Below are 23,405 nucleotides of genomic sequence, written 5' to 3' on the forward strand. Positions count from 1 at the left end.
CAGACTCACTCATGCACGGGGGTCGAAGGCATCGCGCAACGCCTCGCCGATAAATACCAGCAGCGACAGAATCAGCGCCAAGGTGAAAAACGCCGTCAGGCCCAGCCATGGCGCTTGCAGGTTTTGCTTGCCCTGGGCGATCAACTCACCCAGCGACGCGCTGCCCGCCGGCATGCCGAAGCCGAGGAAATCCAGGGCGCTCAAGGTGGAAATCGCCCCGGTCAAAATAAACGGCAGGTAGCTCAGGGTGGCCGTCATGGCATTGGGCAGGATGTGTCGGCGCATGATCTTGGCGTCGCTCAAACCCAGGGCCCGCGCCGCCTTGACGTACTCCAGGTTGCGCCCGCGCAGGAACTCGGCGCGCACCACGTCCACCAGGGCCAGCCAGGAAAACAGCGCCATGATCCCCAGCAGCCACCAGAAGTTCGGTTCGACAAAGCCGGACAGGATGATCAGCAGGTACAGCACCGGCAACCCGGACCACACTTCCAGCACCCGCTGACCGATCAGGTCGACCCAGCCGCCGTAGTAACCCTGCAACGCGCCCGCGGCGATGCCGATGCTCGCACTGATCGCGGTGAGCGCCAGGGCAAACAGGATCGACACCCGCGCGCCGAAGATCACCCGCGCCACCACGTCGCGCGACTGGTCGTCGGTGCCCAGCCAGTTCACCGCCGAGGGCGGGCTGGGGGCAGGGCGGGTCAGTTCGTAGTTGGGCGTGTCGTCGTTGAACGGCACTGGCGGGAACAGCATCCAGCCGCCGTCCTGCTTGATCAGCTTCTGTACGTAGTCGCTGCGATAGTCGGCCTGGAACGGTAATTGCCCGCCAAACTGCTGCTCGGTGTAGCGCTTGAACACCGGAAAATACAGCTCGTTCTTGAAGCTCAACACCAAGGGCTTGTCATTGGCGATCAACTCGCCGCCGAGGGTCAGGATGAACAGGCCGATAAACAGCCACAGTGACCACCAGCCGCGGCGGTTCTTCTTGAACCGCTCGAAACGCCGACGGGCCACGGGAGATAGATTGAACATCAGGCGTTCCTCGCGGCGAAGTCGATACGCGGGTCCACCAGGGTGTAGCAGAGGTCGCCGATCAGTTTTATCAAGAGGCCGAACAGGGTGAAGATAAACAGCGAACCGAACACCACCGGGTAGTCGCGGGACACCGCGGCTTCGTAGCTCATGCGCCCGAGACCGTCGAGGGAAAAGATCACCTCGATCAGCAGCGAGCCGGCAAAGAACACGCTGATAAACGCCTGGGGAATCCCCGAGATCACCAGCAGCATCGCATTGCGGAACACATGCCCGTACAGCACCTGCCGTTCGCTCAAGCCTTTGGCGCGGGCGGTGACCACGTATTGGCGCGTGATCTCATTGAGGAACGAGTTTTTCGTCAGGATGGTCAGGGTGGCGAACCCGCCGATCACCAGCGCCGTGACCGGCAAGACCAGGTGCCAGAAATAGTCGGCGACCTTGCCCACCGTGCTCAGTTCGTCGAAGTTTTCCGAGACCAGGCCGCGCACCGGGAACCAGTTCAGCGAGGTTCCGCCGGCGAACACCACGATCAGGAACATCGCAAACAGGAACGCCGGCATCGCATAGCCGATCACGATGGCGGTGCTGCTCCACACATCGAAGTTGCTGCCATGGCGCACCGCCTTGCGGATCCCCAGGGGAATCGACACCAGGTAGGTGATCAGCGTGGCCCACAGGCCGAGGGAGATGGTCACCGGCATCTTTTCCAGGATCAGGTCGGTGACGGTCGCGCCGCGAAAGAAGCTGTTGCCGAAGTCCAGCCGGGCGTAGCTCTTGAGCATCAGCCACAGGCGCTCCGGCGCCGGCTTGTCGAAGCCGTATTGTTTTTCGATGTCCTTGATCAGTTTCGGGTCCAGGCCACGGCTGGCCCGCGAGCCGCTGCCGAGGCCTTCGCCGGCGGAACCGCCGATGCTGCCGCCGCCGATCCCTTGCAGGTGGGCGATCGCCTGTTCCACCGGCCCGCCGGGCGCGGCCTGCACGATCACGAAATTGACCAGCAGGATGATCACCAGCGTCGGGATGATCAACAGCAGGCGCCGCACGATATAGGCAAACATCAGCGCATCCCTCCGCGTTTTTTAAGCTCCGCGCTCATTTGTGCGTTCGTCAGTGGCGTGGGGCTGATTTCCCACCAGGTTTCCAGGGCTTCGTCATTCTTCGCCTCGATCGCCGGGCGGCCGAAGCGGTTCCACCACGCGGCGGACGTGCCGGGCGGGTAGTAATTGGGGATCCACAGGTAGTTCCATTGCAGCACCCGGTCCAGGGCGTGGGCGTAGGTGAGCATCTGCGCCTGGGTGTTGGCTTTCACCAGGCCCTTGATCAGGCTGTCGACGGCCGGGTCCTTGAGCACCATGTAGTTGTTGGCGCCCGGGTCGAACGCGGCGCTGGAGCCGAAGTAGTTGTACAACTCCATCCCCGGCGAGGTGGTGACCGGGAAGCCGGTGACGATCATGTCGTAGTCCCGCGTCATCAGCCGGTTGACGTACTGCGAGGAGTCGATGCGGCGGATGATCAGGGTGATGCCGATCTGCGCCAGGTTGCGCTTGTACGGCAGCAACAGACGCTCGAGGCCGGGCTGCGCATAGAGGAAGGTGAACTCCAGCGGCTCGCCCTCGGCGTTGACCAGCTTGTCGCCGTTGGGGTTCCAGCCGGCTTCTTCCAGCAGGGCCAAGGCTTGCAGCTGCTTGTCGCGGATCATGCCGCTGCCGTCGGTGACCGGGGCTTTGAAGACCTGGCTGAACACCTCGTCGGGCACCTGGCCGCGCAGAGGTTCGAGGATCGCCAGCTCTTCCGGGGTCGGCAATTCGCTCGCGGCCAGCGGGCTATTGGAGAAGTAGCTCTGCTGGCGGATGTACAGGTTGCGCATCATCTGCCGGTTGGCCCATTCGAAATCCCACAGCATCGCCAGGGCCTGGCGCACGCGGCGGTCCTGGAACATCGGTTTCTGCACGTTGAACACATAGCCTTGGGCCGGTTGCGGCATCTCTTTGGCCAGGTGCGCGCGTTGCAGGCGCCCGTCGTCCAGTGCCGGGCCGTTGTAGCCGATGGAGTAACCGGTGGCGGAGAACTCGCGGTTGAAGTCATACGCGCCGCCACGCAGCACCTGGCGCGCCACTTCGGTGTCGCCGAAATATTCCAGGCTCAGGTGATTGAAGTTGTACAGACCGCGGCTGACCGGCAAGTCCTTGCCCCACCAATCAGGGTTGCGGGTAAAGGTGATGGTGCTGCCCGCGTCGATCTTGCTGATTTTGTACGGGCCGCTGCCCAGCGGCGCTTCGTAGCCGCCGCCGTTGGCGAAGTCGCGGGTTTTCCACCAGTGCTCGGGGAACACCGGCAGGGTGGCGATATCCAGCGCCAGGGTGCGGTTTTCATCGCTGGAAAAATCGAAGCGCACCTGGCGTTCGCCTTCGACTTCGACGTGTTTGACGTCGGCGAACAGCGTGCGAAAGCGCAGGCTGCCTTGGGTCATCAGCAAATCGAAGCTGTAGCGCACGTCTTCGGCGGTGATCGGTGTGCCATCGGCAAAACGGGCCTTGGGGTTGAGGTAGAAGCGCAGCGACAGGCCGTCGTCCGCGCGTTCCATCTTCTCGGCGACCAGGCCGTAGACCGTGTACGGCTCGTCCAGGGAGCGCAGGGCCAGGGGCGAGTAGAGCCAGCCGTCGATCTGGGACACGCCGATGCCTTTGTCGATATAGGGCAGCACATGGTCGAAGCGCCCGATCTCGATGGCCGAACGCCGCAGGCTGCCGCCCTTGGGCGCGTTGGGGTTGGCATAGTCGAAATGGCTGAAGCCGGCGCCATATTTGGCCGGTTCGCCATACACGGTCAGGTAGGTTTGCGGGGCCGCGATCACAGCGGTGCTGGCCAGCAGCAGGGCCAGGGTGGAGCTGAATAGAGTCGAAAAAGCCAGTCGCATTATCTGCCTTGAGCGCCGGGTGAAGGAGAATAGGGATTTGTACGCTAACGGCCTGAGCATCGCCAGTCATCCCATGCACAACGGCCCACCAAAAGGCGGGCCGTTGTTTCAAGCATCAGCGTGGACTGAGTCAGTCCTGACGGCTGGTGACTTCCAGCAGGTGATAACCGAACTGGGTTTTCACCGGGCCTTGCACGGTGTTGACCGGGGCGCTGAACACGACGGTGTCGAATTCTTTAACCATCTGGCCTGGACCGAACGAGCCCAGGTCGCCGCCTTGACGGCTGGATGGGCAGCTGGAATTGGCTTTGGCGACTTCTGCGAAATCGGCGCCGCCTTCGATCTGGGCCTTGAGTTCGTTGCACTTGTCTTCGGTGGCAACGAGGATGTGACGGGCGGTGGCTTTGGCCATGGGAATTAACTCCTTGAGTAAAAACGCTGAGCGTACCGGATTCGGGCGGTTATTTCCTGGCAAAGTTCCCCTGTCCGTGGCGGGCGTGCTTGATCTACGACAAGGGCAAAGCGCAGGCTGCAGCGCAAGATTGTCGCATTCATCTGTTTAGGAGCCGTGCTATGCAAGTGCTCGATCGACGCAAGGCCATGGCCATTCCCCCATTGTTTCGCCTGGCATTCCGCCCGTTTTTCCTCGGTGCCTGCCTGTTGGCGGTGCTGGTCATTCCTCTGTGGTTGTTCGCCCTGGGCGGCGCCACCGGTACTTGGCAACCGGCCGGCGGCTGGCTGGCCTGGCACCGGCATGAGCTGCTGTTCGGCTTTGGCGTGGCGATCATCGCCGGCTTTTTGCTGACCGCGGTGCAGACCTGGACCGGCCGCCCCGGCCTCAGCGGCGCGCCCCTGGCGTTGCTCGCCGGGTTATGGCTGGCGGCGCGCCTGGGTTGGTTGCTGAACCTGCCGTGGCCGCTGCTGGCGGTGCTGGAACTGAGTTTTCCGCTGGCGGTGGCCGGGGTGATGGGCTGGACGCTGTGGAAGGTCAGGCAAACCCGTAACTACCCGATTGTACTGGTGCTGGGCTTGCTCGCCGTGGCAGACGCGTTGGCGTTGTATGGGTTGCTGCGCCATGACGAGGGCGTGGAGCGCCAGGCGGTGCTCACGGGGTTATGGCTGGTGGCGGCGATGATGGGGCTGATCGGCGGTCGGGTGATTCCATTTTTCACCCAACGTGGCCTGGGCCGGGTCGATGCGGTCAAGCCGTGGCCGTGGCTGGACCGTGTGTTGCTGGGCGGTTCGATCCTGGTGGCGTTGCTTTACGCCAGCGGGCTGGCGGTGTTCCCCAGCCGGTGGAGCGGCGCACTGTTCGCTGTGCTCGGCCTGGGCCACTTGCTGCGCCTGGCGCGCTGGCATGACCGTGGCCTGTGGCGCGTGCCGCTGCTGTGGTCGCTGCACCTGGCCTACGCATGGTTGGCCGTGGCCTGCCTGGGCATGGCGCTGTGGCATTTCGGTGCGCCGCTCAACCCGAGCCTGGCCGTGCATGCGCTGACGATCGGCGCCATGGCCGGGCTGATCCTGGCGATGGTGGCGCGGGTCAGCCTGGGCCATACCGGTCGGCCGTTGCAGCCGCCGGGCGGGATGACCCTGGCGTTCGCCCTGTTGAACCTGGCGGCTGTGTGCCGGGTGGCACTGGTGTTGATCTGGCCCGTGGCGGCCTTGTGGCTGGCGGGGCTGTGCTGGTCGGTCGGCCTGGGCTTGTACCTGTGGCGGTATGGCCCGATGTTGTGGCGGGCGCGGGTCGACGGGCACCCCGGTTAGGAGCATTGCATGCTGTATTCGTGGTTGTTGATCGTGCATCTGCTGGCGGCGATCGCCTTTATCGGCACGCTGTTCTTTGAAGTGGTGATCTGGCACAGCGCCCGCGAGGAGCTGGCGTGGTCGGCGCGTTTCACCGCAGAACACGCGATCGCCCGGCGTTCGCGGCGGGTGCTGCATGGCGTGGTGGTGCTGCTGTATGGTGCGGGTATCGGCCTGGCCTGGCATTACCGCGGTCTGCCATGGAACAGTCATTTCGGACTGTTCCTGAGCCTGAAAATCTTCCTCGCCCTGAGCATCATCGGGCACTACCTGCTGCTGGCCTACTGGCTGACCCGCGAGCGCCTGAGCCCCAAGCGTGCGCTGTGGATACGGCGCAGCATTCTCGCGCACATGGTGGTGATCGTGGTGCTGGCGAAGTCATTGTGGTGAGCCGCCTGCGGCGCCATGACGCGGCGGATTGTTGATCGCGGTCAAGGGCTAAAACCTGCGCAGTTCCCACACTGTGGCGAATTCTCTGGAGGTTCGTCCCATGCCCCTGTCCCTCGCGCAACTGCGCCGCAACTACACCCTCTACGGCCTGCGGGACGACGGCGAGCAAGACGATCCGCTGGTGTTGTTCGGCCAGTGGCTGAGCCAGGCGCGCAAGACCGAAGCGCCTCCCGCCGAGGCCAACAGCATGGCCCTGGCCACGGTCGACAGCGAAGGGTACGCCCATTGCCGCATCCTGCTGCTCAAGGGCTTCAGCGCCGAAGGTTTTGTGTTTTTTGGCAATTACCAGAGCGCCAAGGGCGAGGAACTGGCGAGCAACCCCCATGCCGCGATGACGTTTTTCTGGCCCGGCCTGGAGCGCCAGGTGCGTATTGAAGGTGCGGTCGAGCGCCTCGATCCGGCGCTGTCGGACGCCTATTTCCTCGACCGCCCGGCCGCCAGCCAACTCGGTGCCTGGGCCTCGCCGCAGAGTCAGCCGCTGACCCACCGCAGCGAGCTGGAAGGTTTGCTGCGTGAGGTCACCGAGCGGTTCGCCGGCCAGCAACCGCCACGGCCCGAGCACTGGGGCGGGTACTGCCTGCAACCGCGCCGTATCGAGTTCTGGCAAGGCCGCCCCGACCGCCTGCATGACCGCCTCGACTACCGCCTGCGAGACGGCGCCTGGCAGCGCACACGGCTGGCGCCCTGACGAGGTACCTCCTTCGAGGAATAGGCCCTGCGCCCGTTGCGGCGCAGGCTGAGCGCATCTTTTTACCTGCCTGGAGCCTTGATCATGGCCCATTTGACTCAACGCAGTTTTGTCTCCCTGAACATTGCCGTACTGACCATCAGCGACACCCGCACCTTTGACACCGATACCTCCGGGCAGACCCTGGTAGAGCGCCTAGAAGGTGCCGGCCATGTGCTGATCGACCGTGGCCTGGTGATGGACGATATCTACCAGATCCGCGCCCGTGTTTCGCAGTGGATCGCCGACCCTCAGGTGCAAGTGATCCTGATGACCGGCGGCACCGGCTTCACCGCTCGCGACAACACGCCGCAAGCGGTGTTGCCGCTGCTGGATAAACAAGTGGACGGGTTCGGCGAGCTGTTCCGCCAGGTGTCCCTGGCGGAAATCGGCATGTCCACCTTGCAGTCCCGCGCCCTGGCGGGCATGAGCAATGGCGTGCTGGTGTGCTGCATGCCCGGTTCGCCCGGCGCGTGCCGTACCGCCTGGGACCAGATTCTGCTCAGTCAATTGGACAGCCGCACCGGCCCGTGCAACTTCGTTGCGCACCTCAAGCCTCAGTTCGAACAAGCGCTCAGCGCCTGCGAGGCGCGGTCATGAACACCCGCGTGTGCGACAGCGGGCAATTGATGCCGGTGGACGAGGCGATCGAGCAACTGCTGGCGCAGGCGCCACCTGCGCCGCCCACCGAAGTCATCCCCCTCGGCCAGGCCGCGGGTCGGGTGATCGCCGAAGAATTGTTTTCACCTCTCGACCTGCCGTGCTGGGACAACAGCGCCATGGACGGCTACGCCCTGCGCGCCGCCGATGTGCCGGAGCAGGGCGGCTACTTGGTGCTGGCCGGGCGGATTGCTGCCGGGCACAGCAGCGATGAGCTTTTACAGGCCGGGCAGACAGTACGGATTTTCACCGGTGCGCCGCTGCCGCCCGGCGCCGACAGCGTGGTGCCCCAGGAGCGTTGCCGCGTCTACGGCCAGCGTATCTGGTGCCCGCCGCTGCGCCTGGGCGAACACGTGCGCAAGCGCGGTGAAGAAATGCAGCGCGGGCAACGCCTGTTGCGTGTCGGCCAGCGCCTGCGCGCCCAGGAAGTCGGCCTGCTGGCGTCGGCCGGCATTCCGTGGGTCAAGGTTTATCGCCCCCTGCGCGTGTGCCTGCTGAGCAGCGGCGATGAACTGCGCGAGCCGGGCGAGTCGCTGGCGCCGGGGCAGATCTACAACAGCAACCGCCACCTGGTGACCGCGTTATTGCGCGGTTGGGGCGTGGAGGTGCTCGACTACGGGGTGATGGCCGACGCGTTGGCCGCCAGCCGCGACGCGTTGATCCTCGCGTCGTCCGAATGCGACCTGCTGCTGACCACCGGCGGCGTGTCGGTGGGCGAGGAGGATCATCTCAAACAAGCCATCCAGGAACTCGGTCGCGTGGATTTCTGGCGCCTGGCGATCCAGCCCGGCAAGCCCCTGGCGTTTGGCGAAGTGGCGGGCAAACCGTGGATCGGCCTGCCCGGCAACCCGTCTGCCGCGCTGATCACTGCGTTGGTGGTGGTGCGCCCGTTCCTGTTGCGCGCCCAGGGCGTCGAGCGCGTGTTGCCGGTGCCGGTCCAGGTGCCGGCCGGTTTTGAATGGCCTACCCCCAACAAGCGCCGCCAGTACCTGCGCGCGCGCTTGAGCCCCGGCGCGGATGGGCAATTGCGCGCCGTCCTGCACCCCCAGCAAAGCTCGGCGATGCTCACCGCCGCCTGCTGGGCCGATGGCCTGGTGATTGTCGAGCGCGAGCAACTGCTGCTCAAGGATGCACCGGTGCCTTTCTTGTCTTTCGCCGAGTTTCAATGAGGAGTCTCCATGCAACTGGTCTGCCCGGCAGGCAACCTGCCTGCGCTGAAAGCCGCGGTGCGCCAAGGCGCCGATGCGGTGTATGTCGGTTTTCGCGATGACACCAATGCCCGGCATTTCGCCGGGCTGAACATGGACGACAAGCAGTTCGACGCCGCCGTCGCCCATATCCGCCAGCACCAGCGCAAGCTGTATGTGGCGGTCAATACCTACCCGCAACCGAAGATCTGGTCACGCTGGCAACGCGCCGTCGACCGTGCGGCCGATCATGGCGTGGATGCGCTGATCGCCGGCGACCCGGGTGTGCTCGGCTATGCTGCCGCGCACCATCCGCAGATGGCGTTGCACTTGTCGGTGCAGGGCTCGGCCACCCATGCGGCGGCGCTGAAGTTCTACGTCGAACGTTATGGCATCCGCCGCGCGGTGCTGCCGCGGGTGCTGTCGCTGGCCCAGGTCAAACAGGTGGCGGCGAGCAGCGTGGTGCCGATCGAAGTGTTCGGCTTCGGCAGCCTGTGCATCATGGCCGAAGGGCGTTGCCACTTGTCGTCGTATATCACCGGTGAGTCGCCCAACCTGTGCGGCGTGTGCTCGCCGGCCAAGGCGGTGCGCTGGAGCGACGACGCCGATGGCCTCAGCGCGCGGCTCAGTGAAGTGCTGATCGACCGCTACACCCCGGAGGAACCGGCCGGCTACCCGACCTTGTGCAAAGGCCGCTTCCTGGTCGGCGGCAAGCGCTTCCATGCCCTCGAAGAACCGACCAGCCTCGACACCCTGGACCTGTTGCCCGAACTCAGCGCCATCGGCGTGGAGGCGGTGAAGATCGAAGGCCGGCAACGCAGCCCGGCCTATGTGGAACAAGTCACCCGAGTCTGGCGCGCCGCCCTCGACGCCCACCGCAGCGCCCCGGCCAATTTTGTGGTCAAGGACCAGTGGCGCCAGGTGCTGGCCGGACTTTCCGAAGGCAGCCAGACCACCCTGGGTGCTTACCATCGCGCATGGCAATGAGGAAACACAGATGAAGCTCAGCCTGGGACCGGTGCTGTTTTATTGGGATAAGGAACACTTGGGGCGCTTCTATTCAGACATGGCCGGCTTGCCCCTGGACGTGATTTACCTGGGGGAAACCGTGTGCTCCAAACGCCGCGCGTTTTCCCTGGATCAATGGTTGGGCCTGGGCCGCGAGTTGCAGTCGTGCAGCTCGGCGCAGATCGTGCTGTCGAGCCTGACCTTGATCGAAGCCGCCTCTGAACTGTCGAGCCTGCGCCGCCTGTGCGACAACGGCGAGGTGCTGGTCGAGGCCAACGACATGGGCGCGGTGCAGTTGCTGATCGAGCGCAAGTTGCCTTTTGTCGGCGGCCCGGCGCTCAACCTGTACAACGGCCACGCCCTGGCGCAATTGCTCGATGCGGGCATGCAGCGCTGGGTGCCGCCGGTGGAGTGCTCGCAAAGCCTGATCGCCGATGTGCTGGAACAGGTGCGCGAACTCGGCCGGCCGCTGCCCGAAGTGGAGATCTTCGCCTATGGGCATTTGCCCCTGGCGTACTCGGCCCGTTGCTTCACCGCCCGCGCGGAAAACCGGCCCAAGGACGATTGCCAGTTCTGTTGCATCAACTACCCCGACGGCATGGCCCTGACCAGCCAGGAAGGGCAACCGTTGTTCACCTTGAACGGGATTCAGACGATGTCGGCCGATGTCACCAACCTGCTCGCCGATTACCCCGGCCTGGTCGCGTGTGGCGCTGACCTGTTGCGCCTGAGCCCACGCGCCGAAGGGATGGTCGGTGTGGTCCAGGCGTTCGACCAGGTGCGCCAGGGCGCGATGCCGCCGTTGTGCGTCGACGGCTGCAACGGTTACTGGCATGGCCAGGCCGGCATGCTGCGGGTCGAGGAGGTGGGCCTGTGTTGAGTCGCAAACAATGGCTGCTCAAGGGCGCCGATCGCTTGTTGCCGCTGGTGCGCCACGTGCCGTTCCGGGTGCAGCGCCTGGCCTTGCAGCAAGGCCTCAACCGCTGCCTGGCCGAGCCGTTGCGCGACGGCGGCTTCGACCTGTTGCGCGGGCGCTGGATGTGCCTGCGCATCCCCGACCTTGGGCTGTGCTGGTACCTGACGCTGGCGCGGGATGGCTTGCGCATCGCTGAAAAAGCCGAGGCCCAGGTGACCATCAGTGGTAACTGGCGCGAGTTCTTGTTGCTGGCCAGTCGCCAGGAAGATCCGGACACCTTGTTCTTCCGGCGTCGCTTGGTGATTGAAGGCGACACGGAGTTGGGGCTGGGCTTGAAGAACCTGATCGACAGCCTGGACCCGGACGTATTGCCGGGCTGGTTGTGGCGCAACCTGGAGCGGGCCGGGCGCGGGCTGGCGGCCTGAGGCGAACGACCTATCCTTTCGCGCTGAACGGATAGGTCACGGCCCTGGGCTAAGGCGTCGGCACCAGAAACGCCGCCTCCAGCAACTGCCGGGTATAGGCATGCTGCGGGTTGGCGAAAATCGCCGGCGCGTCGCCCTGTTCCACCACCTGCCCATGCTTGACCACCATCAACTGGTGACTCAACGCTTTGACCACCGCCAGGTCATGGCTGATGAACAGATAGGTCAGGTTGTACTTGGCCTGCAAACCGCGCAGCAATTCCACCACTTGGCGCTGCACCGTGCGGTCGAGCGCCGAGGTCGGTTCGTCGAGCAGGATCAGGCGCGGCTTGAGCACCAGGGCGCGGGCAATGGCGATGCGTTGGCGCTGGCCGCCGGAGAACTCGTGGGGGTAGCGATGCCGCGACTGCGGGTCGAGGCCGACTTCCTTGAGCGCTGCGATGATCGCCGCTTCCTGCTCCGCCGGGCTGCCCATCTTGTGAATGCGCAGGCCTTCGCCGACGATCTCGCTGACGCACATGCGCGGGCTGAGGCTGCCGAATGGGTCCTGGAACACCACCTGCATTTCCCGGCGCAACGGGCGCACCTGTTGCTGGCTCAGGCGGTCGAGTTGCTGGCCTTCGAAGCGAATCCCGCCTTTGCTCGCGATCAGGCGCAGGATCGCCAAGCCGAGGGTGGACTTGCCCGAGCCGCTTTCGCCGACGATGCCCAGGGTTTGCCCCTGGGGCAGGCTGAAGTTGATGCCGTCCACCGCCTTGACGTAATCGACGGTGTTGCGCAAAAAGCCTTTCTTGATCGCAAACCAGACTTTCAAGTCGTCCACTTCCAGCAACGGTGGCCCGACGGCGGTGGCGGCCGGCCCGCCGCTGGGTTCGGCGGCGAGCAGTTCCTGGGTGTAAGGGTGCTGCGGCGACTGGAACAAGGTTTCGCAATCGGCTTGCTCGACGATGCAACCCTGTTGCATCACGCACACACGGTGGGCAATGCGCCGCACCAGGTTCAAGTCGTGGCTGATCAGCAGCAACGCCATGCCCAGGCGCGCCTGCAGTTCCTTGAGCAGCTCGAGGATCTTCAACTGCACCGTCACGTCGAGGGCGGTGGTCGGTTCGTCGGCAATCAACAGCTCCGGCTCGTTGGCCAGGGCCATGGCGATCATCACCCGTTGGCGCTGGCCGCCGGACAGTTCGTGGGGCAGCGCCTTGAGGCGTTTATGCGGCTCGGGAATGCCCACCAGTTCGAGCAACTCGAGGGTGCGCCGGGTCGCGACTTTGCCGGTCAGCCCTTTGTGCAGGCCGAGCACTTCGTTGATCTGCTTCTCGATGCAGTGCAGCGGGTTCAACGAGGTCATCGGCTCCTGGAAGATCATCGCAATGCGGTTGCCGCGAATATGCCGGATGGTTTTTTCGTTGAGGGTCAGCAGGTCCTGGCCGACGTATTCGATGGTGCCGGCGGGGTGCCGCGCCAAGGGGTAGGGCAGCAGGCGCAGGATCGAGTGGGCGGTCACCGATTTGCCGGAGCCGCTTTCGCCGACCAGCGCCAGGGTTTCGCCGCGCTTGATGTCGAAGCTGACGTGGTTCACCACGCGGTGGTGATGCTCGCCGGTGACGAACTCGACGCAGAGGTCGCGGACTTCGATCAGATTGTCCTGATTCATCTCATTTCCTCGGGTCGAAGGCATCGCGAGCGGACTCGCCGATAAACACCAGCAAACTCAACATGATCGCCAGCACGGCAAAGGCACTCATGCCCAGCCACGGCGCTTGCAGGTTGGATTTGCCCTGGGCCACCAGTTCCCCCAGCGACGGCGAACCCGCCGGCAGGCCGAAGCCGAGGAAGTCCAGGGCGGTCAGGGTGCCGATGGCGCCGGTGAGGATGAACGGCATGAAGGTCATGGTCGAGACCATGGCATTGGGCAGGATATGGCGGAACATGATCGCGCCGTTCTGCATGCCCAGCGCCCTGGCCGCGCGCACGTATTCCAGGTTGCGCCCACGCAGGAACTCGGCGCGGACCACGTCCACCAGGCTCATCCACGAGAACAGCAGCATGATCCCCAGCAGCCACCAGAAGTTGGGCTGCACGAAACTGGCGAGGATGATCAGCAGGTACAGCACCGGCAAGCCCGACCAGATCTCCAGGAAGCGTTGCCCGGCCAGGTCGACCCAGCCGCCATAGAAGCCCTGCAGGGCCCCGGCGATCACGCCGATGATCGAGCTGAGCACGGTCAGGGTCAGGGCAAACAGCACCGACACGCGAAAGCCATAGATCACCCGCGCCAAGACGTCGCGGCCCTGGTCATCGGTGCCCAGCAGGTTGACCGAAGACGGCGGCGCGGGGGCCGGCACCTTCAGGTCGTAGTTGATGCTCTGATAGCTGAACGGGATCGGCGCCCACAGCGTCCACGCGCCCTTGGCCTTGAGCAGCTCCTGGATATACGGGCTCTTGTAGTTGGCCTCCAGGGGGAACTCGCCGCCGAAGGTGGTTTCCGGGTAGCGTTTGAGCGCCGGGAAATACCAGTCGCCGTCGTAATGCACCACCAGCGGTTTGTCGTTGGCGATCAGCTCGGCGCCCAGGCTCAGGCCGAACAGGATCAGGAACAGCCACAGCGACCACCAGCCGCGTTTGTTTGCCTTGAACCGCTCGAACCGGCGGCGATTGAGGGGGGACAGATTCATCTCAATGCTCCCGGCTGGCGAAGTCGATACGCGGATCGACCAGGGTGTAGGTGAGGTCACCGATCAGCTTCACCACCAGCCCGAGCAGGGTGAAGATAAACAGCGTGCCGAACACCACCGGGTAGTCGCGGTTGATCGCGGCTTCAAAGCTCATCAGGCCGAGGCCGTCGAGGGAGAAGATCACTTCCACCAGCAGCGAGCCGGTGAAGAAGATCCCGATGAACGCCGAGGGGAAACCGGCGATCACCAGCAGCATGGCGTTGCGGAACACATGGCCGTAGAGCACGCGGTGGTTGGTCAGGCCCTTGGCCTTGGCGGTAACCACGTACTGTTTGTTGATCTCGTCGAGAAAGCTGTTTTTGGTCAGCAGCGTCATGGTCGCGAAGTTGCCGATCACCAGCGCGGTGATGGGCAAGGCCAGGTGCCAGAAGTAGTCGAGGATCTTGCCGCCCCAGCTCAGCTCATCGAAATTGTTGGAGGTCAGCCCGCGCAAGGGGAACCAGTCGAAGTAACTGCCGCCGGCAAACACCACGATCAGCAGGATCGCGAACAGGAACGCCGGGATCGCGTAGCCGACGATGATCGCCGAGCTGGTCCATACGTCGAAGTGGCTGCCGTGTCGCGTGGCCTTGGCGATCCCCAGCGGGATCGAGACCAGGTACATGATCAGCGTGCTCCACAGCCCGAGGGAGATCGACACCGGCATCTTTTCCTTGATCAGGTCGATGACCTTGGCGTCGCGAAAGAAGCTGTCGCCGAAATCCAGCCGGGCGTAGTTCTTGACCATGATCCACAAGCGTTCCGGTGCCGACTTGTCGAAACCGTACATGGTTTCGATTTCCTTGATCAGCGCCGGGTCCAGGCCTTGGGCGCCACGGTAGCTGGAGCCGGCCACCGCGACTTCGGCGCCGCCGCCGGCAATGCGGCTGGTGGCGCCTTCGAAGCCTTCGAGCTTGGCGATCATCTGCTCCACCGGGCCACCCGGGGCGGCCTGGATGATGACGAAGTTGATCAGCAGAATCCCGAACAACGTGGGGATGATCAGCAACAGGCGCCGAATGATATAGGCCAGCATTTAATCGCCTCCGCTCGCCGGGTCGGCGCTCGTGTCCAGGGTGGTGGCAGGTTTGACGTCGGGTTTGGCCCACCAGGTGGCGGTGCCGACGTCATAACGCGGTGGCACTTTGGGATGACCGAGATGGTCCCAGTACGCCACGCGGAAGGTCTTGATGTGCCAGTTGGGGATCACGTAGTAGCCAAATTGCAACACGCGATCCAGGGCCTTGGCATGGGCGATCAGGCTTTGGCGCGAGTCGGCGTCGATCAGTTCTTCGACCAGTTGGTCGACGGCCGGGTCCTTGAGGCCCATGTAGTTGCGGCTGCCGGGCTTGTCGGCACTGGAGGATTTCCAGAATTCGCGTTGTTCATTACCCGGCGAGGTGGACTGCGGGAAGCTGCCCACCAGCATGTCGAAATCCCGCGAGCGCAGGCGGTTGACGAATTGCGAGACGTCGACCCGGCGAATCACCAGGTCGATGCCCAGGTCTGCCAGGTTGCGCTTGAAGGGCAGCAGGATGCGTTCGAACTCGGTCTGCGCCAGCAAAAATTCAATGCTCACCGGTTTGCCGGTGGCGTCGACCATCTTGTCGTCGACGATGCGCCAGCCGGCTTCCTGCAACAGCTGGTAGGCCTCGCGCTGCTGGGTGCGGATCATGCCGCTGCCGTCGGTCTTGGACGGTTCGAAGGCCTGGGTGAAGACTTCGGCGGGGATCTTGTCGCGCAGCGGTTCGAGGATTGCCAGTTCGTCCGGGCCGGGCAGGCCGGTGGCGGCCATCTCCGAGTTCTCGAAGTAGCTGCGGGTGCGGGTGTAGGCGCCGTTGAACAGCTGCTTGTTGCTCCATTCGAAATCCAGCAACAGGCTGATGGCCTTGCGCACGCGCACGTCCTGGAACATCGGCTTGCGTGTGTTGAACACGAAACCCTGCATGCCGGTGGGGTTGCCGTTGGGGATCTCTTCCTTGACCAGGCGCCCCTCGGCCACCGCCGGAATGTTGTAGGCGGTGGCCCAGTTCTTCGCGCTGAACTCCAGCCAGTAGTCGAACTGCCCGGCCTTCAACGCTTCCAGGGCTACCGTGTTGTCACGGTAATAGTCGGTGATGCGCTGATCGAAGTTGTAGAAACCTTGGGTGATCGGCAGGTCCTTGGCCCAGTAGTCCTTGACCCGCTCGTAGCGGATCATGCGCCCGGCCTTGACCTCGGCGACCTTGTACGGCCCGCTGCCCAGCGGGATTTCCAGGTTGCCCTTGGTGAAGTCGCGGGTGGCCCACCAATGCTTGGGCAATACCGGCAGTTGCCCGAGGATCAGCGGCAATTCGCGGTTGTTGGTGCGCTTGAACTTGAACAGCACTCGCAGCGGGTCTTCGGCGACCACTTCGTCGACGTCGGCGTAGTAAGTGCGGTAGAGCGGCGAGCCTTCCTTCATCAGCATCTGGAAGGTGAACACCACGTCTTCGGCGTGGATCGGGTGGCCATCGTGGAAGCGTGCTTCGGGGCGCAGGTAGAAGCGCACCCAACTGTTGTCCGGGGCTTTTTCGATCTTGCCGGCCACCAGGCCGTATTCGGTGATGGGTTCGTCCAGGCTCTGCATGGCCAGGGTGTCGTAGATCAGGCTGATATTGTCCGCCGGCACGCCCTTGCTGATGTAGGGGTTGAGGCTGTCGAAACCGCCCATGCTCGACTCGCGAAAGGAGCCGCCCTTGGGGGCATCGGGGTTGACGTAGTCGAAGTGCTTGAAGCTGGCGGGGTACTTGGGTGGCTCGTCGTAGAGGGTCAGCGCATGTTGCGGGGCGGCGTTGGCCGCCGTGCAGAGCAACAGACTGCCGAGCAGTGCTGTACGCAAAGACATCATTGGGCTTTCTCCGAAGCTTTCAGCCACCACGCGCTCAGGCCCAGGCTGTAGGGCGGCGTGGTGACAAAGGCGAACCGGTTGCGGTAGGCCAGGCGATGATAGTTGAGGTACCAGTTGGGAATGCTGTAATGCTGCCACAGCAGGACCCGGTCCAGGGCCCGGCCGGCGGCCAGTTGTTCGTCGCGGGTCTGTGCCGCCAGCAGTTGTTCGAGCAGACGGTCGACCACCGGGTTGGCGATGCCGGCGTAGTTCTTGCTGCCCTTGATCGCCGCCTGGCTGGAGTGGAAGTACTGCCACTGCTCAAGGCCGGGGCTGAGGGTCTGGTTGAGGGTCATCAGGATCATGTCGAAATCGAACTGATCGAGGCGCTGTTTGTACTGCGCCCGGTCGACCGTGCGCAGGTGCGCGTCGATACCGATACTGTTCAGGTTTTCCACGTAGGGCTGCAGGATGCGCTCCAGGTTCGGGTTGACCAGCAGGATCTCGAAGCGCAGTGGCTGCCCGTCCTTGTTGAGCAGGCGCTGCCCGGACAGCTTCCAGCCGCCTTCGCCGAGCAGGGCCAGGGCACGGCGCAAGGTGTCGCGGGGGATGCCGTGCCCGTCGGTCTGGGGCAGGCTGAACGGTTGGGTATAGAGATTGGCCGGCAGTTGGTCGCGGTAGGGCGAGAGCATCAACCATTCATGGCCGACCGGGACGCCGGTCGCCGAAAATTCGCTGTTGGGGTAATAGCTCAAGGTGCGTTTATAGGCGTTGCTGAACAGGGTGCGGTTGGTCCATTCAAAGTCGAACATCAGCCCCAGGGCTTCACGCACCTTGGCCTGGCTGAACGTCGGGCGCCGCGTGTTCATGAACAGGCCCTGGCTTTGGGTCGGGATCTGGTGGGCGATCTGCGCCTTGATCACGTCGCCGCGGCTGACCGCCGGGAAGTCATAGCCATTCGCCCAGTTTTTGGCCTGATGCTCGATATAGATATCGAACTCGCCGGCCTTGAAGGCTTCGAAGGCGACGTCGCTGTCGCGGTAGAACTCCACTTCGACCTTGTCGTAGTTATAGAAACCCTGGTTGACCGGCAGGTCCTTGCCCCAATAATCCTTGACCCGCTCGAACACCAGTTGCCGGCCCGGGGTGACCTTGCTGAGGCGATAGGGCCCGCTGCCCAGCGGTGGTTCGAAGGTGGTGGCCTTGAAGTCGCGGTTTTTCCAGTAATGCTGGGGCAGCACTGGCAGTTCGCCCAGGCGCAGGATCAGCAACGGGTTGCCGGCGCGCTTGAACACAAAACGGATACGGTGGCGGTTGAGGATGTCGACCCGCGCGACTTCCTGCAGGTTGGTGCGGTACTGCGGATGACCTTCGGTCAGCAGGGTGCGATAGGAAAACGCCACGTCATACGCGGTGATCGGCTTGCCATCGTGAAAGCGCGCTTCCGGGCGCAGGTTGAACACCACCCAGCTGCGGTCCTCGCTGTACTCCACCGATTGGGCAATCAGCCCGTAGCTGGACGTCGGCTCATCGCCGGACGGCGCGTACTGGCCGGTGCCGACCATCAACGGTTCGTTCAGCTCATTGACGCCGTATTGCAGGAAGTTCGGTGTGGAAACCGGGCTCGAACCCTTGAAGGTATAAGGGTTGAGGGTGTCGAACGTGCCAAACGCCATGACCCGCAATGTCCCGCCTTTCGGCGCTGCAGGGTTTACCCAATCGAAGTGGGTGAATTTGGTCGGGTACTTGAGCGTGCCGAACTGCGCATAACCGTGGCTTTCGGTAATCGTCGCGTGCGCAGCAAAGCTCAAGGCCAGACTTATTAGTAGAAGGAGGGGACGCGTCAAGTCAGAGATCCGATCCAGGCAGCTTGGGCTTCATGATCGGTACAGTAACAGCTTGTTCCCGTTGGAAAAAGGCTGTTGGGAAGGGTGGCAGGAGGCTGGCGAGGTATTGAGCGGCGTAGAGATCAAATGTGGGAGCTGGCTTGCCTGCGATGGCATCACCCTGATGTAACTGATACACCTCGGTGTCTGCATCGCAGGCAAGCCAGCTCCCACAGGAGCGCGCTTGCCTGCGGTTTATCTTGGCCCGGAAACCACCAGCATCTGCCCAGGCTTGAGCGCCATGCCAGTGCGTGGGTTCCAGCGCTTGAGATGTTGCATCTCGACGTTGAAACGCTTGGCGACGATATACAGCGAGTCGCCTTTCTTGACCTTGTACTGCACTGGCTTCTTGCTGTCGGCCTTGGCCACCAGCTTGCGCGTGTCCTGCATCACCAGGGTCTGGCCGACCTTGAGTGCCTGGCCGTTGAGCTTGTTCCAGCGCTGCAGGTCATGCACGTCGACCTTGTTGGCCTTGGCGATCAGCGTCAGGTTGTCGCCGTTGCGCACTTTGTAGCTACGGCTGCGGCCGGCCACGGATTTGCTCTCGACTTCGTCGAAAACCGGCTTTTTAGGGCGTAATGCCAGCAATTCTTCAGGCTTCATCGCCGAAAGACTGCTGGTCAGCAGTTGCGCCTTGGAGCTGGGCACCAGCAAATGCTGGGGGCCGTCCAGGGTGGTGCGTTGTTTCAGCGCCGGGTTGAGCTGGAACAGTTCGTCTTCGTCGATCTCGGCCAGCGCGGCGACCCGTGACAGGTCCATGCTTTGCTTGACTTCAACCATTTTGAAGTACGGCGTGTTGGCAATCGGGTTCAGGTTGACGCCGTAGGCATCCGGGGCCAGCACCACCTGGGACAGCGCCAGGAACTTGGGCACGTAGTCCTTGGTTTCCTGGGGCAGGGGCAGGTTCCAGTAGTCGGTCGGCAGGCCGAGCTTCTCGTTGCGCTCGATCGCCCGGCTTACCGTGCCTTCGCCAGCGTTATACGCGGCCAGGGCCAGCAGCCAGTCGCCGTTGAACATGTCATGCAGACGTGTCAGATAGTCCAGGGCGGCGGTGGTGGACGCGGTGATATCGCGACGACCGTCGTAGGCGCGGGTCTGGCGCAAGTTGAAGTAACGCCCGGTGGAGGGAATGAACTGCCACAAGCCGACGGCATCGCTGCGCGAATAGGCCATTGGGTTGTAGGCACTTTCAATCACTGGCAGCAGCGCCAGCTCCAGGGGCATGTTGCGTTCTTCAAGGCGTTCGACGATGTAATGAATGTAGAGGCTGCCGCGTTCGCCGGCGTTCTCCAGGAAGGACGGGTTGCTGGCGAACCACAGGCGTTGTTGCTCGATACGCGGGTTGACGCCGAGACCGTCCTGCAATTGAAAGCCCCGACGCATGCGTTCCCAGACATCCTGGGGCGCTTCGGGGCTCGGCTTCTCTGAGAGCCAAATAGGTTTTTGCTTGATCTTGGCAGCAAGATTCGGTTTGGGTTGCACGGTGGATTGTGCAGCGAAATTTGTCGATTGGCAGCCCGCCAGAGTTGCGGAGACAGCCACCGCCACGGCTTGAGCCAGGCGGGTCAATGCGTCTGAATGATTGGATTTACGAGTAGATGACGACATTGGCTGGAAGTAAGTTCCGGGCAAAAATGTCGGGCGATTCTAGAAAGCGCTTTGGTTCCGGTCAACCATTCAGAAATTACGTATCAGATTGCGTCACGTTAGAACTTATCTTTCCAAGCCCTCAAGCTAGCAAATACCTCGTCCCCAGAGCGGTTGTCGCGGCCGTTCCGTTCGTCCGCTTTTTGTTTAACGGATGTTTCAGCGGTACGCAGAAACGGGTTGGTGCGTTTTTCCAGGGCCAGGTTGGACGGCAGCGTGATCTCGCCACGGGCGCGCAGTCGGTTGACGTTTTCCACCCGTTCGGCGATATCGGCGTTGTCCGGTTCCACTGCCTGGGCAAACCTGAGATTGCTCTGTGTATATTCATGGGTGCAGTACACCCGCGTGTCGGCGGGCAGGGCGGCCAGGCGTTGCAGCGAGGCATGCATTTGCGCCGGCGTGCCTTCGAACAGGCGGCCGCAACCGGCGGCGAAGAGCGTGTCGCCGCAAAACAGCACGCCTGGGTGGTAAAAGGCGATATGGCCGAGGGTGTGGCCGGGGACGGCGTACACCGCGAAGTCCCAACCCAGCACGCTGATGCGCTGGTTGTCCTGCAGGGCAACGTCCCGCGCCGGGATCGTTTCGTGGGCCGGGCCGTAGACCGTGGCGCCGCTCACGCGTTTCAGCGCTTCGACGCCGCCCACATGATCATGGTGATGGTGGGTGACGAGGATGTCGCTGAGCGTCCACCCCGGGTTCTGCTTGAGCCAGGCCAGCACGGGGGCGGCATCGCCGGGGTCGACCACGGCGCAACGGCGGGACTGGGGTTCCTGTAACAACCAGATGTAGTTATCGGTGAAGGCGGGCAGGGCACTGATCTGTATCATTCTTCGATTCGCCAAGCTGAACACATTGGTGCATCTTAGAACGTCTAGGCGAGTTGGAGAATGCAATGACTGATAAAGCGTTCGCCCAGGCCGATCCTGAATGGCTGGCCCTGATCAGCGCGGCCCGTGACTGGCTGTCCGGGCCGATCGGGCAATTTTTGCTGGATGAAGAACGGCGCATGCTCGAAGACGAGCTGGGCCGGTTCTTTGGCGGTTACCTGGTGCATTACGGCCCGTCGGCCCAGACGCCGCCGTCCGCGCCGCAGGTGCAACGCAATGTGCGCCTGGGCGCGCCGTTGCCGGGGGTGGAGATCGTCTGCGAAGAGCAGGCCTGGCCGTTGAGCGAGCACGCCGCCGATGTGGTGGTGCTGCAGCACGGCCTGGATTTCTGCCTGTCACCCCATGGTTTGTTGCGCGAAGCCGCCAGCAGCGTGCGCCCAGGTGGCCATTTGCTGATTGTCGGTATCAACCCCTGGAGCAGCTGGGGCCTGCGCCATGTGTTCGCCCATGACGGCCTGCGCCAGGCCCGTTGCATTTCGCCGTCGCGGGTGGGGGACTGGCTGAACCTGCTGGGCTTCGCGCTGGAGAAACGCCGCTTCGGGTGCTATCGTCCGCCGCTGGCGTCGACCAAGTGGCAGGCCCGTCTGGCCGGCTGGGAGCGTCGGGCGGGGGCTTGGCAGCTGTCGGGTGGCGGCTTCTATTTACTGGTCGCACGCAAGATCGTGGTCGGGCTGCGGCCGGTGCGTCAGGTGCTACGCCAACCCATGGGCAAGCTGGTGCCGATGCCGATGGCCAAGGTCAACCGCAAGCAAAGCCAACCGTAGAACCCTCTTTTTGATTTCAGGCCGGATCAGTCGGCCTCGGGATACTGCCGGCCTAAGCCCGGCAACCCGTTTTGATGGATGTAACCGATGACCGATAGCGTTGAACTCTTCACCGATGGCGCCTGTAAAGGCAACCCTGGCCCCGGCGGCTGGGGCGCCTTGCTGGTGTGCAAGGGCGTGGAGAAGGAACTGTGGGGCGGCGAAGCCAACACCACCAACAACCGCATGGAGCTGATGGGCGCCATTCGCGGCCTCGAAGAGCTCAAGCGGCGTTGCGACGTGCTGCTGGTGACCGACTCGCAATATGTGATGAAGGGCATCAACGAGTGGATGGTCAACTGGAAGAAACGCGGCTGGAAGACGGCGGCCAAAGAGCCGGTCAAGAACGCCGACCTGTGGCAACTGCTCGATGAGCAATGCAACCGCCATAACATCACCTGGAAATGGGTGCGCGGGCACATCGGCCACCATGGCAACGAGCGTGCCGACCAGTTGGCCAACCGTGGCGTCGACGAAGTGCGGGGCTACAAGCAGGGCTGATGCCGGCTGACGTGTTAAGATTGCGCCCCTTGAAATACACCACACCGTTGAGAGCTGAACCCTGATGGCCATCCGATCTGTTGTACTCGATACCGAAACCACCGGCATGCCGGTGACCGATGGTCACCGGATCATTGAAATCGGCTGTGTCGAACTCATGGGCCGTCGCCTCACCGGTCGTCACTTCCACGTCTACCTGCAACCGGACCGCGAAAGTGACGAGGGCGCGATCGGCGTCCACGGTATCACCGACGAATTCCTCAAAGGCAAACCGCGCTTCGCGGAAGTCGCCGACGAGTTCTTCGAGTTCATCAACGGCGCGCAGTTGATCATCCATAACGCGGCGTTCGACGTCGGCTTCATCAATAACGAATTTGCCCTGATGGGGCAGACGGATCGCGCGGATATTTCCCGGCACTGCTCGATCCTCGACACCTTGATGATGGCCCGTGAGCGTCACCCGGGCCAGCGCAACAGCCTGGATGCCTTGTGCAAACGCTATGGCGTCGACAACTCCGGCCGTGAGCTGCACGGCGCGTTGCTCGACTCCGAGATCCTGGCCGACGTTTACCTGACCATGACCGGCGGGCAGACCAGCCTGTCCCTGGCCGGCAATGCCTCCGACGGTGCCGGTTCGGCGGAGGGTTCGGGCAATCGCCCTTCGGAAATCCGTCGCCTGCCGGCGGATCGCAAACCGACGCCGATCATCCGCGCCAGCGCGCAGGACCTCGCCGAGCATGCCGCGCGGCTCGAAGCGATTGCCAAGTCGGCGGGCGCGCCGGCGTTGTGGACCCAACTGACCCAGCAATAATCTGGCTGAGCGCAATCCAACAATGTGGGAGGGAGCTTGCTCCCGATAGCGGTGGATCTGTGGCATCAATGTCGACTGGCCCGCCACTATCGGGAGCAAGCTCCCTCCCACATTGGTGAGTCGCTGCTTTCAAAATCTTCATTCGCTACATCCGCTCACAGCTTCTACCCTGAGTGCATC

The 23,405-nt window shown here is 63.3% G+C and carries 22 protein-coding genes; 11 read left to right on the forward strand and 11 right to left on the reverse strand.

The window, feature by feature from the left end:
- Positions 1 to 9: 9 nt before the first annotated feature.
- The 4 genes from NR164_RS23405 to NR164_RS23420 all read right to left on the reverse strand — a co-directional run bounded on the left by NR164_RS23405 (position 10) and on the right by NR164_RS23420 (position 4,364).
- A complete protein-coding gene (locus tag NR164_RS23405; RefSeq protein ID WP_057005433.1) occupies positions 10 to 1,032 on the reverse strand; it encodes an ABC transporter permease in 1,023 nt (340 codons plus the stop codon).
- Positions 1,032 to 2,093, reverse strand: a complete 1,062-nt coding sequence (locus NR164_RS23410) for a microcin C ABC transporter permease YejB (RefSeq protein ID WP_046383119.1) — start codon at positions 2,091 to 2,093, stop codon at positions 1,032 to 1,034. Before NR164_RS23410 ends, NR164_RS23405 begins: the two co-directional genes overlap by 1 nt.
- The gene (locus NR164_RS23415) at positions 2,093 to 3,952 is read right to left on the reverse strand and encodes an extracellular solute-binding protein (RefSeq protein ID WP_046383120.1); all 1,860 of its coding nucleotides are present in this window, start codon (positions 3,950 to 3,952) and stop codon (positions 2,093 to 2,095) included. Before NR164_RS23415 ends, NR164_RS23410 begins: the two co-directional genes overlap by 1 nt.
- 130 nt (positions 3,953 to 4,082) lie before the next feature.
- The gene (locus tag NR164_RS23420) at positions 4,083 to 4,364 is read right to left on the reverse strand and encodes a peptidylprolyl isomerase (protein WP_003208024.1); all 282 of its coding nucleotides are present in this window, start codon (positions 4,362 to 4,364) and stop codon (positions 4,083 to 4,085) included.
- A gap of 161 nt (positions 4,365 to 4,525) precedes the next feature.
- Here NR164_RS23420 and NR164_RS23425 point away from each other — a divergent pair, with 161 nt between their 5' ends.
- The 8 genes from NR164_RS23425 (at position 4,526) to NR164_RS23460 (ending at position 11,128) form a co-directional block, all read left to right on the forward strand.
- Positions 4,526 to 5,716: an NnrS family protein gene (locus tag NR164_RS23425; protein WP_057005430.1), complete on the forward strand. Its 1,191-nt coding sequence runs from the start codon at positions 4,526 to 4,528 to the stop codon at positions 5,714 to 5,716.
- A gap of 9 nt (positions 5,717 to 5,725) precedes the next feature.
- A complete protein-coding gene (locus tag NR164_RS23430; RefSeq protein WP_057005429.1) occupies positions 5,726 to 6,145 on the forward strand; it encodes a hypothetical protein in 420 nt (139 codons plus the stop codon).
- Positions 6,146 to 6,245: 100 nt separating this feature from the next.
- Positions 6,246 to 6,893, forward strand: a complete 648-nt coding sequence (gene pdxH / locus NR164_RS23435) for a pyridoxamine 5'-phosphate oxidase (protein ID WP_017846633.1) — start codon at positions 6,246 to 6,248, stop codon at positions 6,891 to 6,893.
- 84 nt (positions 6,894 to 6,977) lie between these two features.
- Positions 6,978 to 7,532, forward strand: a complete 555-nt coding sequence (moaB, locus tag NR164_RS23440; protein WP_046383123.1) for a molybdenum cofactor biosynthesis protein B — start codon at positions 6,978 to 6,980, stop codon at positions 7,530 to 7,532.
- The gene (gene glp, locus NR164_RS23445) at positions 7,529 to 8,761 is read left to right on the forward strand and encodes a gephyrin-like molybdotransferase Glp (protein WP_046383124.1); all 1,233 of its coding nucleotides are present in this window, start codon (positions 7,529 to 7,531) and stop codon (positions 8,759 to 8,761) included. The genes moaB and glp overlap by 4 nt, the downstream gene beginning before the upstream one ends.
- A 9-nt stretch (positions 8,762 to 8,770) precedes the next feature.
- Positions 8,771 to 9,766, forward strand: coding sequence for a peptidase U32 family protein (locus NR164_RS23450; protein WP_017846630.1), 996 nt, complete (start codon positions 8,771 to 8,773; stop codon positions 9,764 to 9,766).
- A gap of 10 nt (positions 9,767 to 9,776) precedes the next feature.
- Positions 9,777 to 10,667 (forward strand): U32 family peptidase, encoded by an 891-nt coding sequence (locus NR164_RS23455; RefSeq protein WP_046383125.1) that lies wholly within the window; start codon positions 9,777 to 9,779, stop codon positions 10,665 to 10,667.
- On the forward strand, positions 10,661 to 11,128 hold the full coding sequence (locus NR164_RS23460) for an SCP2 domain-containing protein (protein ID WP_017846628.1): 468 nt from the start codon (positions 10,661 to 10,663) through the stop codon (positions 11,126 to 11,128). The genes NR164_RS23455 and NR164_RS23460 overlap by 7 nt, the downstream gene beginning before the upstream one ends.
- Before the next feature lie 49 nt (positions 11,129 to 11,177).
- Here NR164_RS23460 and NR164_RS23465 read toward each other — a convergent pair whose 3' ends face one another.
- The 7 genes from NR164_RS23465 to gloB form a co-directional block, all read right to left on the reverse strand.
- Positions 11,178 to 12,782 (reverse strand): ABC transporter ATP-binding protein, encoded by a 1,605-nt coding sequence (locus tag NR164_RS23465; protein ID WP_017846627.1) that lies wholly within the window; start codon positions 12,780 to 12,782, stop codon positions 11,178 to 11,180.
- A 1-nt stretch (position 12,783) separates the two neighbouring features.
- Positions 12,784 to 13,803 (reverse strand): ABC transporter permease, encoded by a 1,020-nt coding sequence (locus tag NR164_RS23470; protein ID WP_017846626.1) that lies wholly within the window; start codon positions 13,801 to 13,803, stop codon positions 12,784 to 12,786.
- A 1-nt stretch (position 13,804) separates the two neighbouring features.
- Entirely contained in the window at positions 13,805 to 14,878 is a 1,074-nt protein-coding gene (locus tag NR164_RS23475; RefSeq protein WP_017846625.1) for a microcin C ABC transporter permease YejB, read from the reverse strand.
- Positions 14,879 to 16,711, reverse strand: coding sequence for an extracellular solute-binding protein (locus tag NR164_RS23480; protein ID WP_256823325.1), 1,833 nt, complete (start codon positions 16,709 to 16,711; stop codon positions 14,879 to 14,881).
- Complete coding sequence (locus NR164_RS23485; protein ID WP_046383127.1) at positions 16,708 to 18,537, reverse strand: extracellular solute-binding protein; 1,830 nt, start codon at positions 18,535 to 18,537, stop codon at positions 16,708 to 16,710. Before NR164_RS23485 ends, NR164_RS23480 begins: the two co-directional genes overlap by 4 nt.
- A gap of 234 nt (positions 18,538 to 18,771) precedes the next feature.
- On the reverse strand, positions 18,772 to 20,184 hold the full coding sequence (locus NR164_RS23490) for a lytic transglycosylase domain-containing protein (protein ID WP_046383128.1): 1,413 nt from the start codon (positions 20,182 to 20,184) through the stop codon (positions 18,772 to 18,774).
- 98 nt (positions 20,185 to 20,282) lie between these two features.
- Complete coding sequence (gene gloB / locus NR164_RS23495) at positions 20,283 to 21,050, reverse strand: hydroxyacylglutathione hydrolase (protein WP_057005425.1); 768 nt, start codon at positions 21,048 to 21,050, stop codon at positions 20,283 to 20,285.
- 65 nt (positions 21,051 to 21,115) lie between these two features.
- Between gloB and NR164_RS23500 the strand changes: the two genes are divergently transcribed.
- The 3 genes from NR164_RS23500 (at position 21,116) to dnaQ (ending at position 23,225) form a co-directional block, all read left to right on the forward strand.
- Positions 21,116 to 21,874: a class I SAM-dependent methyltransferase gene (locus NR164_RS23500; protein ID WP_017846620.1), complete on the forward strand. Its 759-nt coding sequence runs from the start codon at positions 21,116 to 21,118 to the stop codon at positions 21,872 to 21,874.
- An 87-nt stretch (positions 21,875 to 21,961) separates the two neighbouring features.
- Positions 21,962 to 22,414, forward strand: coding sequence for a ribonuclease HI (gene rnhA / locus NR164_RS23505; protein ID WP_017846619.1), 453 nt, complete (start codon positions 21,962 to 21,964; stop codon positions 22,412 to 22,414).
- Between the two features lie 70 nt (positions 22,415 to 22,484).
- The gene (dnaQ, locus tag NR164_RS23510) at positions 22,485 to 23,225 is read left to right on the forward strand and encodes a DNA polymerase III subunit epsilon (protein WP_164887049.1); all 741 of its coding nucleotides are present in this window, start codon (positions 22,485 to 22,487) and stop codon (positions 23,223 to 23,225) included.
- The last annotated feature ends 180 nt before the right edge of the window (positions 23,226 to 23,405 follow it).

The organism is Pseudomonas sp. Pse79 (assembly GCF_024519615.1).
Taxonomy (GTDB): Bacteria; Pseudomonadota; Gammaproteobacteria; order Pseudomonadales; family Pseudomonadaceae; genus Aquipseudomonas; species Aquipseudomonas veronii.